The sequence below is a fragment of the Arcticibacter tournemirensis genome, assembly GCF_006716645.1.
Lineage (GTDB): Bacteria > Bacteroidota > Bacteroidia > Sphingobacteriales > Sphingobacteriaceae > Arcticibacter > Arcticibacter tournemirensis.
The window spans coordinates 233613-247504 of the sequence record NZ_VFPL01000001.1 but is presented as its reverse complement, the minus strand read 5'-3'; the positions used below and the strand labels follow the sequence as shown (position 1 = coordinate 247504).

The following is a 13892-nucleotide window of genomic DNA, read 5'->3' as shown; positions in this document are numbered from 1 at the left end:
ATCGTGTTTATCTGAATGTTATTTCGCATCAAAGATATCAAACAAAACGCAGATTCCGGTTTAGGCAGCAGTCGTTTCACGGCTTGATCCGGCAGTGTCATCCTCAAAAATTACAGCTTCCCTATGTTAAAGAACCACGGCATTAAACGCCTGCCCTTTCTTTGTATCAAACACTTAAAGAAAGAACAAGATGAAAAAGCTCATTCCACTTATTGCCTGTATGTTTTTGCTGTCAGGCATGAGCCTAAGGGCTCAAACAAAAATGACCGACGAACAACGTCAGGAAACCCTGGCCAAATTCGAAGAGTTTAAAACGAAATTGAACCTCACAGATGAACAGGAAACAAAAGTAAAGTCTATCAATTCCGAATTTTTCAACGGGCTCTCCGCCTTAAAGTCATCCGGCGAATCGAAAATGGCAAAATACAAGAAGTTCTCTGCCCTCCGGTCAAAGAGAGATGCTCAGATGAAAGAGACGCTCAACGACGACCAATACAAGGAATACAAGAAATTCCAATCAGAAATGAAGGAGAACGTTAGAAAAAAAAGGAAACAGAAATAACAGCACCCATGAAATCACACTTTATGAATACCATACTAATCCTTCTTCTGCCTTTCTTATTTGGGAGCTGTAAAAAGGATGACGAGAATCCTTACAAGGATAGTAAATATGATTTTTCTTCTGTCGATAGGTTTATCGATGAAAACCTGGAGGTTTATCAGAATCAGGTAGCAGTACTGGTTTCCCAGAATGGCGAGGTGATTTACCGGAAAGAGGTGAACCTCGGCATTAACTCGCCCCGTATGATCGCATCGGCTTCAAAATGGCTGTCGGGGGCTGTCATTATGAAGCTTGTGGACGAAAAGAAACTCTCGCTGGATGATACTGTTGGAAAGTTCCTTCCTGCTTTTACGGAGAATCATAAGGGACAGATCACCATCAGGCAGCTGTTCTCTCATACCTCAGGGTTTGAGGGCGACCTTGAGGAGCCAGGCGAGTTTTCAGACAAGTACGAATACCAAAAAGACCTTACGCTGGCGCAGGCCGTCGATTCGATAGCTGTTCATACACCCCTGGTCCATACTCCCGGCTCAGCCTTTAGTTACGGCGTAAGCATCCGACCGCCCCATCTATGTTATGAGAGTAAAAGTGGCGATTATTGCATTTGAGAAGGAGTCCAATTATTAGGCAGAAGTTCAAAAAGTTTATTTGCCTTGTGTTCTGGAATTCGCTCCAGGACGTCTTGCAGCCATTGCTGAGGATTAATCCCATGCATTTTGCAACTTCCCATGAAAGAATAGAGCATGGCAACCCGTTTAGCTCCTTCATGCGATCCTGCAAATAAATAGTTACGTCGTCCAATCGCTGAAGGTCTGACTGAGTTTTCTACAGCGTTATTGTCCGGTTGCAATCTTCCGTCCTGAAGATAGACCACCAATTTGTCCCAAAGTGTCAAGTTATAAGCAATAGCTTTTCCGATAGGACTTGAGGGTAATACCTGCTGGTAATTTTCCATCAGCCAGGATTTTAGTTCCTCCAGTACCGGCAGAGCGCTTTGCGTGCGAAGATCTTTGATCTGCTCAAAAGACAGTCCTTCATTTTTAGCTTGACGCTCCAAAGTATATAGCTTCTGGATTTGAGTCAATACATGATCAGCCCTGGAAGGGTCGTTGTTTCTACTCTCAGTGTATTTACGTCTCACATGCGCCCAGCAACAAAGTCTTTTGATGTCTTTGTTTTGTTCGAAGATGTCGTAAGCGGCATACCCGTCTGTGCTAAGATATCCTTTAAAGTCTTTTAGTATTTCAAGCGGACCTTCTCTGCCTCGTCCTGCCCGGTAATCAAACAGGACCAGCCCGGGCTGTGCCGATTGATACAACCAGTGGTAGCCTCTGGTTGTGCCTTCTTTTTTAGTTTTATCCAGTACTTTAATGGGAGTTTCATCCGCTTTGATGTAGTCACAGCTCAATACCGTCTTTACCAATGCCTGGTAAAGTGGTTCCAATAGTTTGCAGCAGGCAGTAATCCAATCGTTCATTGTAGAGGAAGGAATGTTGATACCTTCTCTTGAAAACTGTTGAAGCTGACGGTACACTGGCAAATGATTGACGAATTTGCTGATGATAATATAAGCTAGAAGCGCAGGACCTGCTATTCCTTTAGAAATAGGCCGTTCAGGTAATGGCGCGCATATCACTCCACCAGTTGTGGGATCTGCATATTTAGGACGAACATATTGTTTAACAAAGAGTTTACCCGGAGTGTATTCCAGCTCTTCGGTAATCTCTTCACCTATTTTTTTAAGTGTCTTAACGTCTATGCCTGCAGGCTCCAGAATAATTTGCTGACGAAGTAAACTGGCGGGCAAGGGTAACCTTCCCTGATGGTTCGATTCTTTTGGCTGCGAAAGTGTACGTGTATAGCTTACTTGCTGCTCTGTGTCTTGCTGCTGGACTAATGGCTCAGCAAACATGGACATTTGCTTGGGTGAGGTAGCGGGAACAAACCGTTCACTTTTGGTCCCAAAGATCATTTTCTTTAGCTGGGCCAGCTCGTGTTTGAGTTGTAAGTTCTCCAGGTCCTTAGATTGAAGGGCTTCCTGGTAACGCTTTTCATTGCGTTCAACAGTTTCAGCCAAATCATTGAATTTGGAAAGCAGGGTTTCCATACTAAGATTTGCCGTTGCTGTCATTACTGCTAAAATACGGCTTTTTAGCGTCTTAAACAAGCATTTGAGCGTCTATCAGGCTATCTTTTTCATTGAAAAACGCTTTCTTCTTTGTACACTTTTTAGATTTATTCCTTTAAGAATAAGCATAAGTTCATCACTGCTAATGGTAGTATGCTTAGTACCATCAGTAGCCTGCGGTACCTCAAAATTCCCACTCTCCAGGCGCTTATGATATAAGGCAAAACCATCGCCTTCAAAGTGAAGAAGTTTAATTTGACTGCGCTTTCGGTTTACAAAGATAAAAATATCACCAGTAGTAGGATCCTGACCCAACCGGGAGCGTACAATACCGCTTAGTGCATCAAAGCCACATCTGAAATCTGTAATACCCTGATAAAAGTAATAACGACAGGCAGAAGACAGGGCAAGCATTTAGCTCAACAGACTTTTTAATAGGGATACATCGGGTTGCTCAAAGAAGATCAGACGATTTCCATTACATCCAATTACCTCCAGAGAAGCAGCAGGTTTCTTGGCAGAAACCACTTTTACAGCAACAAATCCCTTTTCAGTATCGACACCCTGCTCTCTAATGCGGTACTTACTTAACCAATAATGGAAAATATGGGAAGCAATATTGTTTTGTTCACAATAGGATTTTTGGCTGAGACCGCTAGACTTCCACGCTTGAATATGCGGAAACATTTCGCTTTCCTGAGATACTGTTTTATTCATGCGATAAAGGTACCTCTAAGCATATTCCCGGCAAAGATGGGACGGCCGGACGCTTACGTTACGGCAGCGCGAGTATGCAGGTAGCCGGGAGAATCGCGGAGCTTGTGAGCGGAAAATCGTGGCAAGCGCTTTTCGACGAAAAGATTGGCGGTCCCTGCCGGATGAGAGCGGTTTATTCGTTTAACGGTCCGAACCCCTTGATTGCCGGCGGGGTAAGAACAACGGCGCGCGACTATCTCAATTTTCTGGAGATGATCGTCAACGGCGGTACTTTTGAGGGTACAAGCGTTCTGAGCGCTGAAGCCTTAACCCAGATGATAAAGGATCAGACTCGCGGAGCAGAGATCATAGCGACTCCCTATCCGGCCAATCCCTTTTCCGAATACGGCAATACCGGCCTCCGGTACGGGATAGGAAACTGGCTTGATGTAGTAGATAATTCAGGAAATGTAATTGAATCAAGCAGCCCCGGGATGTTCGGCACGCATCCGTGGCAAGACTCAAAACATAAAGCAGCCGGCATTATCTTCACCAGAACAAAACCTAAAGAAAGCCAGGCTACAAGTTTGAAGATCAGACAGATGATCAGGGATATTATCGAAGCAGGCGGTAAGTAATGTATATTTATAGTTATGGACAAGACAGAGAGGCAGATAAGTTTATATAGCTCACTCGCCATTACCACCCTGCTTAACTCGGGTAAACTGTTGGCTTTGCGTGAAAGCGGACTTCTATCGCGACTATGGCGGTTCGATATTGCCGAGTTTGGCTTCCAGCTCACTGCCATATTCTTATTCTGCTATCTCTTCTTTGTCCTGAATCTTGGTACCAATTCAATTTCAGCATTAAGGGTTAAAAACAAGCTTGGTAGGTACCTGGCCATAAACGGACTGATCTTTTTTGTATTCACAGGTACTCTGGCCATGAGTTTCCGGTTTTTGTTCTATCCCGAACAAGTGCCTGTTTTTTTCAGGGCTATACACTTTTCAAGATTTGGATTGTCGCTGATCCTCACGGGCATGATGGTTAAGGTAATGCTGCTGATGCGCGAGTCTGGCAGACAAGCGCGTGAGAATGAGCAGCTGAAGAGTTCTTACATGCATACCGAGCTGGAGCTGTTGAAAGATCAGATGAACCCCCATTTTTTGTTTAACTCTCTAAGCAGTTTGTCGGCTGTCGTGCGTGAAGACCCCGTACTGGCACAGCAATATATTGTGCATTTGTCACGTGTATTCCGCTATGCGCTAAACCGGCCGGCGAATAATCTCGTTACAGTCGGTGAAGAACTAAAGATGGTAGAATCCTTTGCGCAGTTATTCAAAATGCGCTTCGAAGACTCGTTCAGGTTAGAAGTGACTGTCGACGAGCGCTTCACGAACTACAAGCTGCCGCACTTGTCGCTGCAGCCCCTTTTAGAAAATGCGGCGAAGCACAATGCAGCCACTCCCGAACGCCCGCTGGTAGTAAGAATAGTGGTGGAAGATGACAGTATAAATGTCATTAACAACCTGAATCCCGTGGAAGCAGTTAGTAACGGACTGGGATTGCTTAACCTTAGCGAACGTTTTAGAATTCTTATGAACCAGGAAATCATTATAGAAAAGCAAGCTGATGTTTTTCTCGTTAAATTGCCGCTGCAACATGAATGAACTGCGAATAGTAATTGTTGAAGACGAGCCCGCTACTGCCCGGAACCTGTCGCATCTATTGCGTACGGCGGATAACTTTATTCGTATCTCTGCCAATCTTTCTTCTGTTGACGAATCGGTTAGATGGTTTGCTGCAAATCCCCATAACTACGACCTTGTCTTTATGGACATCCGCCTGTCTGATGGCGTTTCCTTCGATATATTTAAGAATGCAGAAATCCTGAGACCCGTAATTTTTGTAACAGCCTATAACGATTACGCATTGCAGGCTTTTAGGAATAACGGAATAGATTATGTGCTCAAACCCTTTGATGAGGAAGATATTAGCCGGGCGCTTCAGAAATACAGAAGTCTCACAGCTCTAAGGGACCACGACGGAGTGAATGCTAAACTGGTAACCAGTCAGCTTATTGACCAGCTTACTCAGTTAACACGGTCTTATAAAAAATCCTTTCTGATCCATTTCCGCGAAAAACTCATTCCTGTGGAGGTTTCAAAGATTGGCTGGTTTTATACTGCCAATGAAGTGGCCTATGCCTGCACAATGGACGGGAAGCAATTAGCGGTAGAATTTACGATGGAACAGATCGAGCAGCAGGTAGACCCACAATTGTTTTTCAGAGCTAACCGCCAGTTTATAATCAACCGAACAGCAATTCTCGAAGCTAACTTTTACTTCAACGGGCGCCTTTCGGTAAAAGTGAAGCCCGAAGCACCAGAGAGAATCCTTATCAGCAAGGCACGTGTCCCTCTGTTTAAAGCCTGGATGAATAGTTAAGTGGAACACAATTAGCAAATGAAACCATTCTGCCTTCCGGCGGTTAAGATATTAATAATGTGAACATTATTAATAAATCAAACTATGAAAACGTTAAAATATTTCTGCTGGCCTGCCCTTATGGCCGTATTTATCGTGTTTGCTTCTGCCACTGATGCGGGCAAGGAAACCAAAAGACTCGAAAAATCAACTCAGGTGCTTAAAGACTTTGCCGAAATGAAGGAAAGCATTCCTTCTGAGCTGCTAAAAATAGCCGAAGGAATAATAGTAGTTCCCAATCTGATCAATGCAGGCCTTGGCATTGGAGGCAAACACGGAAAAGGAGTAGCCGTGGTAAAAACAGCTTCAGGTGCGTGGAGCAATCCGGTGTTTGTAGCCATTACCGGAGGCAGCTTAGGCCTTCAGGCAGGCGTGCAGTCGGTCGATCTGGTGCTGGTATTTAAGCACAAGTCGACACTCACCAAGATAACGAACAGCGATTTCACCCTCGGCGGCGATATTTCAGTAGCAGCAGGCCCTGTAGGCAGGAGCTCTACAGCCAGCACCAATGTAAATCTGGAGGCCGAAGTGTACTCTTATTCGCGCAGCAAAGGCCTTTTTGCCGGGATCACCGTGAGCGGTTCAAATATCTCGCTTGACAAAACCGCTAATTCAAGTTTCTATGGAAGTTCAGCCGGTTCCTCCCAGTTCAGCAAATCAACCAGCACGAATGCTAACATTGTAGCATTGAGAAGCGCAGTGTCAGCACTATAATAACAAAGCTGAAGGATTCTAAAGATTAATCCTTCAGTTTTGTCATTCAGCCTAAGCAGGATTTAAGTCAAGACCAGAAAGCTCCTGTCCTAACTGTTTTATGCCATTTATTATCCTTGAAAGCTGTTTTTGCGAAGGTTTCTTATGTCCGTTTACATATTGGGATAACAATGTCTGATTAATGCCAATCCTGCCACTAAGAGCTTTCGCATTGATCACCTGATAGAACTCAAAAAACTGGGGCAGATCCAGGGTGATTTTTAAATTTCTGTCGTCAACCGTTACTATTTTACCCGCAGCCTCAAAATACAAGTTCAATGCGTCTGTTATATTATTCTTTAGCTCTGCCATACTGCTGCCCGTAGTAACTACAGGATAGTCTTTCGCATAAGCTGAATACCCGGTATTCGTCTTTTCTATTATGATCTCAAACGTTTTCATTATGCTCATATAGTAAAAATGTAAGTCTTATTTAATTCCCGCATCTTTCAAAATCTTTGCAGCAAGGCCTTTTCCGACCTCCGCACTTCCATGAGTTGGGAAAATAACTATTCCGGATTTTCGTGGATGTTTCAAAACCATGTGACTTCCTTTTGCTCTCCTTTCCTCATACCAACCGTCTCTAAGCAGAATTCTTAATAATTCAGAACTCTTCATTACAATTGAACATTTGCTAATACAAAGGTAAATAAAAGTTTACTTTTGATATACTGAAAGTAAACTTTTATTTACCTTTTATCCGCTCGTAATCAGGGAGTGGGAGATCAATTTCTTCATCACATACCCTCCCGCCGCTAGCGCCCCGGCCAGTACCACCCACAACCACCACTTTCCACTCCTTTTTACTTCTTTCGTTTTTTCAGAACGGGTAACCTGTGTCTGCTGCTGTTCTGCTGAAGTAGTGTTTGTTTGGGCGGCGAGGGTGCTAACGCTGCCTGATGAATCGCGGCGGGTTGACTCGTCACTGAGCCTCCCGGTAATCAGTATGCGGGAAGCCGTGCCGGTAAAGCCCTCTTTGGGCGAATAATGGAAAGGCCCCGCGGGAATGATCTCAGCCGTGTACTGATGGTCGGATGAATCCGTTATAACGAGCAGGCGCTGCTGCTGCGAAGTGCTGCTCACCGTTTTGCTTTCAGCGGAGCTGCTTTGCCTGGAGGACGCACTGTCGGCCTTTCGCACTAGCTTTTCCTTAAAGATGGAGCAGGAGCAGAGGGAAAATAACATAGGGAAGGAAAATAATACAGGAAGGAATACAAACTGTTTCATGTTCTGGTTATTGAAATAATGTTTCAGGTGATACTTTCACCGGTTTACCGGTAACGTGAGATCTTATAAAGCGACGAGATTAGTCGTCGTTTGCGGTACACCCCGTCGCCATCGCGACTGCCCGCCTCGTTGGTGTTCCCCTCAACTGTCACGGCATATTTTTCACCCCAGTTATCAATAAAACCCACATGTGCAATGCGCCCCTTGTCTGGAAACCAGATGCCGAAGACATCGCCGGGAGAGGGGGATTGAGTTGCAGGTTGCGGGTTTTGGGTTGCGGGATGGGCGCCCGTAAGAGCTGCGGGCTGTGGGTTCGGTGCTGCCGTTTGTTGGCTTTCAACTTTCAACTTTGAACCTTCAACTTTAAACTTTCTCTCCCAGATGACCTTCCCTGCCGGGAACAGATTAGGGCAATAGCCGCTGCGCGGATTGGGAATGCCGGCCTTCCCGAGGCAAAAACACACATAGGCGGCGCACCAGGGCGAGCCTTTTTTGAGGCCAACGCAGTGCAGATATTCTTCTACCCGGTTGCCGTCGTTACGATTCGACGCTTCGCGAACACCAAGTTCGCTGGTATAGATTTGACGTAACTGCCGTGTCGAATCGGCAAGGGATGAAATAACAGCCTTCTGAGCATCCCGAAAAGGCTTGGCATGAGAAGGATCAAGACCGGCATTGTTCCTGATAATCAAAGTAATTAGCAGGAAGAGCAGTGTGGTTTTCATGAAATTTATATAAAATAATTTTTGAATTTCCGTACATTTGTTCTTATGGCAACATTGACAGTTAATATTGATAATGAGAAGCATTTGCCTGTACTGAAAGAATTCTTAGTGGGGCTGGGATTAAAATTTCATATTGAAGCTGACTCTGAATCATCTTATTCTGACGAGCTAAAAGAGAAACTTGACAAGCGATATCAAGACTATATTGACGGAAGCGTTTCAATGATCAGTGCTGATGACAGCCGGAAAAGAATTCAGCAAATTTTAGCTGCTGGCCGTCAAAAATGACATATAGTTATATTCTCCATCCTGAAGCTCAAAAAGAATACGAAGAGTCAATTGAATGGTACTTATCAAAAAGCGTACGGACGGCATCAAGATTTGTTAAAGCTATAGAAACCGCTTTCAGTCTTATTTGCTCCGATCCTTACATTTGGAGTTCCAAATACAAAAATTATCGCGAATATCATCTCAAAAAATTCCCGTTTACCATCATTTACAGGATTGACTCACCCAAGGAGCTTGTTGTTATAATAGCCGTTTACCATCAAAAACGAATTCCCGAAAAGAAATACAGGTAAATACAAGCGGTTCTCCTTACATTAACGCCCCCAGCGTCCACACAAAACCCAACAACAGCAGCATGTAAAAGCCTAAATAGATCACTACCTTCTGCAGGGGCAGGAGCGACTTGAAGTTGCGTTCAAAATGCAGCTCAGAGTATTCGGCGAACACCGGCCAGATGATCCTGATGGCCCACCAGGTAACCGACTTGAAAACCAGGAAAGCCAGCAGTGCCGTCAGCACCAGGCTGAAGATGCCTGGATCAACAGGAGCCGCGGTAACATCCACATGCCTCGACAGCCATGGAAATAAAAGAAAACTACAGATACTCAGAAAGATAAGAAAGCCCTCATGATGGAGGGAACGACGAAGAACAGAAAACATTTTCATAATAATTGATACTTAATAATGATTAATACTTAAACCTGGCTGCAGATACTAAATATGCAACCTACCTCTTGCTACCTGATACCAGATACTTGATACCCCATCCTCCCACGCCCCCAACCCACAACTCACAACTTATTGCCCCTCAACATACAAACTCGTTGAACACCCCAGCCCCCGCCTGCTGGCAAAGATCAGCCAGGCATGCAAGCTGCACCCGGCATACACCCCGGGCAAAGCAACCGCCAGCATCTCATCGCGGCGTACCGCCTCGTTGCGGAACACCAGGCTGGCCTCCTTCTCAGGGAAATACAGAACAAGCACCGCCATGTCTTCATCGAGGCAGCGATAGCTGTTGGGATGGGGGGAGTTGGCCCACTTTACGGTAACCATGTCGCCCTCCCTTGAGAGCCCGGCAGAGAACGTGCTCTCAAGCCTGCCCCTGCTCAGCAAAATTTTAGAGTAGCATATCACCGGTTCAGGAGCCGAATGATCAAAAGCATAATGCATCATGTAGCTGAAAGCCGTTCCGAAGGCGGTTTGCTTCGTAAGCAGGCGGCGGTCCCAAAGTTCGTCGATCAATCCGCGCAAGGGAGTGAGAAAGTTGCTCGTAGCCGCCATTCTTTTCCTGTTTGCGAGCTGCGCTTCGCTGGGAGGTACTTTAATCACCCCTACCTTTCTTACATAGTTTCTTTTATTTTTTCCGCGGCAGTAGACCAAGTCGCCCACCCTGCCCGAAATCTGTCCGTTAACAATAATTGCCATAGCTGAAAGAATATTAATTGAAAAATCAGTACCGGCCGAAATCCGGCCGGTACATTGCTTATCAGAATACTACCACAGAGCCTACATACATAGACTGGGAATTTTTCCTGACCGCCACACCCGAAAAGAACAGGTAAACATGCACCTCATCGTTTGAGAACGAGGCCGGAACATGCATCGCCAGTTTCAGATCTCCGCGCACGGCAGCGTCGGTACTGTACACGGCCAGTTTTTTAACCGGGTTGTATACAATCACCACGGCCTTGTCTGAGAGGCCCTGGTCGGTGGCCACATCAAGGTTCTGCCAGGAAACATCTACCACGCCCGGCTCCGTACTGGAGGCGTGGGTATCGGCCGCCGGAAGCAGCCTTCCCTTGCTGATCACTACAGAAGGGTAGTCTACCGAAAGGGCGGCAAGGGTGCCCCCGATCACACGCATGTTGGTGCTCATAGCCAGGTTGAAAGCCGTGCTGCGGCCCTGGTACTGGTATTTGTAGCCAAGATCGATCGCCCCGGCAAACGATGCGAGAAAATCAAACAGTAGTGTAAACTTAGCGCGCTGAGTAAGCTGCGCTTCGGTAGCCGTTTTACTGCTGGTTGCAGCTACCCCGCGAAGGTATTTGATATCGCGCCAGTTGCTTGCAACCACGTTGCCGATCTTTCCGGAAATGGTGCCTATCACACCAGGTTTTAATTCTGCCATTTTAAAAAAAATTAACTGTTAAACATGTTTCCTTCCGTTTTTGTCACCCCCCCGGAAGGAACCGAAGGGAACAGCTATCAATAGTACCGGTACGTCGTGCTGATGGAACAAACGTAGCCACCACGGCCACGGAGGTGAATTTTAAACCTTGATTTTCCGGTTATTTCCGGTTATTTTCCGGTTTCCGGAAAACGGACATCATGAAACATCCCCCCTGTAACGCAGGCTTCAGGCCCTGTTCTAACCCGGCTTTGAAAGCAGACCGAACGAACGCCGTGCAGCTGCCGAACTGATGCGGCCGCACGCCAACCTTTACCGAAGCAGTTCGGCAGGTGAACAAAGGGATGGCAGTAATTATTCAGGCTCCTACCTGATCAGCCCTTTATCGCGGCCAAATTGAAGAATTTTCGATTTTGCATACAGGCGGCAAGAGCCCACCTGCTCGGGCAGCAGTTTTCCGCTGGTTTTCCAGTTTCTTACCGTGCGTTCGTCTACCCCCAGAAGGTCGGCAACTTCTTTCTGCGAGAGGAAAACTTCGCCGGTATAATAGCTGATAAAAGACATAAGGCTGGTGGCGAGCTGGCGGTGTCCTTCATAGAAATCCACCAGCGTTTCATTAATGTTGCCGAGTTCCGAGCGGATGTCAGAAATATTCTTCTCGATACGTCTGGTTTCGTGCATAACTAATATGGGTCTGGATTTTAAGTTAACGGATAGATAATCGTGGCGTCTTAAATAAATACGGAATCCAATTAAGTTAAAAAAAATAAGACCTTCTGCATAGGTAAATGGCGGTTAGTAGTCCCTCTCGTTCAGTTTCGTTTTCCGGTTGAGCCAGTCGGTTCCCATATCAAAAACGCCTTTCAGGGTAGCGGCTACCTTTTGGTCGGTTCCATAAAATGCTTTTTTAAAGCTTCCCTCAGCCGTTTCTTTATTATGATTGCGCACCGTTATAAACATCAGACGCCATATTTCAAGCAGTTTTTCAAGATCCTTGTTTGTAATTACCTTCGTTTCATACAGGCAGCGTGCAAACATGGCCAGTGCCCTTGCCGAAAGGGAGGTTGAGAATCGCATCTGGTCAAGCCTGTGCAAAAGCCTCTCCTGTACACGTGCCTCAAACTGCTCTTCGCTTAACCAGAAAGCCCTTGTATCGTCTCTCCAGCCGGTACATGCCGCACACAGCGACTGCAGTGCGGGGAGCTGCAGCTGATCGCCCTTGAGGGAAACGAAAAGAGGGCCGAGCTCATGAAGCTTCAGGAGCACATTCTCACGTCCACTATCAGCAGCCAGCTTTTTATTAAGCCATCCGAGGCAGTGCATTACAAATGCGGGGTCATTAAATCCCCTGGTCATCAAAGCCACCCGGAGGTTGTCGCCGGTATCTTTTCCACCCTTCCGCAGCAGTATTTCCTGCATCACGATACCAAGGCGGTGCAGGCAACGGTAGTCGGAAAAGGGCCGCGAACTGTGGTTGTTTTTAACAGCGAACGAATGAATAAAATTTTCTATCACCTGCACCAGTTCCGCATCGTCCACCCTTTTCTTCATTTTTCTGATCAGCCGGGCCAGATGATCTTTCTGGTTGAGATAAAACTCGAGGCCAGTTAAGGCCGGAGCAGGTGCGTCGTAGTCAAAATATTTGCCGAAAAATTCGGCCAGGTTCCTGATATCTCTGTTTACGCAGGTTAAAAGGGAGGCAATAAAGGAGGTGTAATCCGAGCGATGCTTCTTTTTAAAATACTCTCCGGCGCCGTCGGGCCCCAACTGCCCGGTAAGCAGCTCCATATATTGGCAGAGATTGCAGAGGTAGTCATTAAAGTACCGCCTCGACAGCTCGTCTGAATCTGCATCATGGTGCAGGGCAATCACTTGTAGTTTTAGTTCTTTTAATCTCCGGCAAAACCGTTCTTCGAATTCGCGGCGACGTTCGGGTGAAGCCGAAGCTTCCTTCATCTGAACAGGATTTAAGGAGCAGAACAGCTCAATAAAGGTAGTAAAGGGATAATGGTCCATACGTATAAGATTTTAAAACACAGGAAGAATCCGTCAGGGGATCGTTTTTCTGGCAGCGTGCGGGACAAGGCGGGACGCTTTACTTTTGTCTCCGGGAGTTCTTCATTTTAGAGTTTATACGTTAAAAGTATCAGAATGTAACAAAAGATTGAATTTTTTTACAGGTAACCGCCATTTACCCACCATTCTTTGTTCTTTTTTGCCAAAAAAACCTATTTTATTTACAACCATATGAAATTTTAAATACATATGGATACTGATTTACTGTTAAAAACACTCAATAAGGGACATAGCTTAGCTTTGTCCGATCAGGAAATCATCCTGGGCATCCTCGAGGAAGAAAAATTCAACAAAAATGATTTTTTACAGCACGACAATGAGCGGAGCAGGCGACTGTACTTTATTAAATCGGGCGTTGTAAGAATTTACTTCAACAGCCCCGAAAAGCAGGTTACCTACCTCTTTGCGAGGGAAGGCGAATTCGTTACATCCACGGCGTTTTTTGATCAGACCCGTGCTGAGGAAAATATTATCGCTGAGGAAACTACCGAAGTTCTTTCCGTTAGTTATCCTGACCTGATGATGCTGATGCACTCTACTGATAACATCAGCCGTGTGCTGATCTATTTCTGTAACCTGTACAGGCGGATGGCTTTAAGAAGGCTGCGCTCTTTGCTTGAAGACAGCCCCGAAGAGCGGGTGAGAAAGTTATTTGCCCGGTATCCGGATATCCTGCAGAAAACAAAACCTGAGCATGTTGCCAGCTACTGCGGTATCAGCAGGACCAGTCTTTACCGGACGATGAAAAAGTTGAAATAGTTCCAGATGGCACTGCTGCAGACACGGCACCGCTGTAACTTGGATTCAACAAATAATCTA

At 45.8% G+C, this 13892-nt stretch carries 21 protein-coding genes; 9 read left to right on the top strand and 12 right to left on the bottom strand.

Features of this window, described 5'->3' with window-relative positions; all coding sequences use genetic code 11:
• The first annotated feature begins 190 nt into the window (after positions 1 to 190).
• On the top strand, positions 191 to 562 hold the full coding sequence (locus BDE36_RS01135) for a hypothetical protein (RefSeq protein ID WP_141813420.1): 372 nt from the start codon (positions 191 to 193) through the stop codon (positions 560 to 562).
• A 23-nt stretch (positions 563 to 585) separates the two neighbouring features.
• Positions 586 to 1170, top strand: a complete 585-nt coding sequence (locus BDE36_RS01130; protein ID WP_161987509.1) for a serine hydrolase domain-containing protein — start codon at positions 586 to 588, stop codon at positions 1168 to 1170.
• Here BDE36_RS01130 and tnpC read toward each other — a convergent pair.
• From tnpC to tnpA, 3 genes are read right to left on the bottom strand one after another with little or no spacing between them, the layout of a single operon-like run.
• Complete coding sequence (gene tnpC / locus BDE36_RS01125; RefSeq protein ID WP_141813418.1) at positions 1158 to 2693, bottom strand: IS66 family transposase; 1536 nt, start codon at positions 2691 to 2693, stop codon at positions 1158 to 1160. The two genes, BDE36_RS01130 and tnpC, sit on opposite strands and share 13 nt — an antisense overlap.
• A 51-nt stretch (positions 2694 to 2744) precedes the next feature.
• Positions 2745 to 3104, bottom strand: coding sequence for an IS66 family insertion sequence element accessory protein TnpB (gene tnpB, locus BDE36_RS01120; protein WP_141813417.1), 360 nt, complete (start codon positions 3102 to 3104; stop codon positions 2745 to 2747).
• Complete coding sequence (tnpA, locus tag BDE36_RS01115) at positions 3105 to 3407, bottom strand: IS66 family insertion sequence element accessory protein TnpA (protein WP_141813416.1); 303 nt, start codon at positions 3405 to 3407, stop codon at positions 3105 to 3107.
• A 74-nt stretch (positions 3408 to 3481) separates the two neighbouring features.
• Here tnpA and BDE36_RS01110 point away from each other — a divergent pair, with 74 nt between their 5' ends.
• The 4 genes from BDE36_RS01110 (at position 3482) to BDE36_RS01095 (ending at position 6587) form a co-directional block, all read left to right on the top strand.
• Entirely contained in the window at positions 3482 to 4024 is a 543-nt protein-coding gene (locus tag BDE36_RS01110; RefSeq protein ID WP_141813415.1) for a serine hydrolase domain-containing protein, read from the top strand.
• 15 nt (positions 4025 to 4039) lie between these two features.
• On the top strand, positions 4040 to 5056 hold the full coding sequence (locus BDE36_RS01105; RefSeq protein ID WP_141813414.1) for a sensor histidine kinase: 1017 nt from the start codon (positions 4040 to 4042) through the stop codon (positions 5054 to 5056).
• Entirely contained in the window at positions 5049 to 5834 is a 786-nt protein-coding gene (locus BDE36_RS01100) for a LytR/AlgR family response regulator transcription factor (RefSeq protein ID WP_141813413.1), read from the top strand. The genes BDE36_RS01105 and BDE36_RS01100 overlap by 8 nt, the downstream gene beginning before the upstream one ends.
• 84 nt (positions 5835 to 5918) lie before the next feature.
• A complete protein-coding gene (locus BDE36_RS01095) occupies positions 5919 to 6587 on the top strand; it encodes a lipid-binding SYLF domain-containing protein (protein WP_141813412.1) in 669 nt (222 codons plus the stop codon).
• A gap of 51 nt (positions 6588 to 6638) precedes the next feature.
• Here BDE36_RS01095 and BDE36_RS01090 read toward each other — a convergent pair whose 3' ends face one another.
• The 4 genes from BDE36_RS01090 to BDE36_RS01075 form a co-directional block, all read right to left on the bottom strand.
• Positions 6639 to 7028 carry a helix-turn-helix domain-containing protein gene (locus BDE36_RS01090; RefSeq protein ID WP_202618227.1) on the bottom strand — a complete coding sequence of 130 codons (390 nt, stop codon included), beginning with the start codon at positions 7026 to 7028 and terminating at the stop codon, positions 6639 to 6641.
• Between the two features lie 27 nt (positions 7029 to 7055).
• Positions 7056 to 7244 (bottom strand): type II toxin-antitoxin system HicA family toxin, encoded by a 189-nt coding sequence (locus BDE36_RS01085; RefSeq protein ID WP_141813410.1) that lies wholly within the window; start codon positions 7242 to 7244, stop codon positions 7056 to 7058.
• 78 nt (positions 7245 to 7322) lie between these two features.
• The gene (locus BDE36_RS01080) at positions 7323 to 7853 is read right to left on the bottom strand and encodes a hypothetical protein (protein ID WP_141813409.1); all 531 of its coding nucleotides are present in this window, start codon (positions 7851 to 7853) and stop codon (positions 7323 to 7325) included.
• A gap of 44 nt (positions 7854 to 7897) precedes the next feature.
• Positions 7898 to 8578, bottom strand: coding sequence for a hypothetical protein (locus tag BDE36_RS01075; RefSeq protein ID WP_141813408.1), 681 nt, complete (start codon positions 8576 to 8578; stop codon positions 7898 to 7900).
• 45 nt (positions 8579 to 8623) lie between these two features.
• Between BDE36_RS01075 and BDE36_RS01070 the strand changes: the two genes are divergently transcribed.
• Both BDE36_RS01070 and BDE36_RS01065 read left to right on the top strand, forming a co-directional pair.
• Positions 8624 to 8866, top strand: a complete 243-nt coding sequence (locus BDE36_RS01070) for a DUF2683 family protein (protein ID WP_141813407.1) — start codon at positions 8624 to 8626, stop codon at positions 8864 to 8866.
• On the top strand, positions 8863 to 9159 hold the full coding sequence (locus BDE36_RS01065) for a type II toxin-antitoxin system RelE/ParE family toxin (RefSeq protein ID WP_141813406.1): 297 nt from the start codon (positions 8863 to 8865) through the stop codon (positions 9157 to 9159). Before BDE36_RS01070 ends, BDE36_RS01065 begins: the two co-directional genes overlap by 4 nt.
• 16 nt (positions 9160 to 9175) lie before the next feature.
• Here the strand turns inward: BDE36_RS01065 and BDE36_RS01060 are convergent, their stop codons facing one another.
• The 5 genes from BDE36_RS01060 to BDE36_RS01040 form a co-directional block, all read right to left on the bottom strand.
• Positions 9176 to 9532 carry a hypothetical protein gene (locus BDE36_RS01060; RefSeq protein ID WP_141813405.1) on the bottom strand — a complete coding sequence of 119 codons (357 nt, stop codon included), beginning with the start codon at positions 9530 to 9532 and terminating at the stop codon, positions 9176 to 9178.
• Between the two features lie 132 nt (positions 9533 to 9664).
• Positions 9665 to 10294 (bottom strand): DUF6266 family protein, encoded by a 630-nt coding sequence (locus BDE36_RS01055; protein ID WP_128768202.1) that lies wholly within the window; start codon positions 10292 to 10294, stop codon positions 9665 to 9667.
• A 61-nt stretch (positions 10295 to 10355) separates the two neighbouring features.
• The gene (locus tag BDE36_RS01050; protein WP_128768203.1) at positions 10356 to 10997 is read right to left on the bottom strand and encodes a DUF6266 family protein; all 642 of its coding nucleotides are present in this window, start codon (positions 10995 to 10997) and stop codon (positions 10356 to 10358) included.
• 366 nt (positions 10998 to 11363) lie between these two features.
• On the bottom strand, positions 11364 to 11678 hold the full coding sequence (locus BDE36_RS01045; RefSeq protein ID WP_141813404.1) for a helix-turn-helix domain-containing protein: 315 nt from the start codon (positions 11676 to 11678) through the stop codon (positions 11364 to 11366).
• Between the two features lie 114 nt (positions 11679 to 11792).
• The gene (locus tag BDE36_RS01040) at positions 11793 to 13013 is read right to left on the bottom strand and encodes a hypothetical protein (RefSeq protein WP_141813403.1); all 1221 of its coding nucleotides are present in this window, start codon (positions 13011 to 13013) and stop codon (positions 11793 to 11795) included.
• A 249-nt stretch (positions 13014 to 13262) separates the two neighbouring features.
• Between BDE36_RS01040 and BDE36_RS01035 the strand changes: the two genes are divergently transcribed.
• On the top strand, positions 13263 to 13832 hold the full coding sequence (locus tag BDE36_RS01035) for a Crp/Fnr family transcriptional regulator (protein ID WP_141813402.1): 570 nt from the start codon (positions 13263 to 13265) through the stop codon (positions 13830 to 13832).
• The last annotated feature ends 60 nt before the right edge of the window (positions 13833 to 13892 follow it).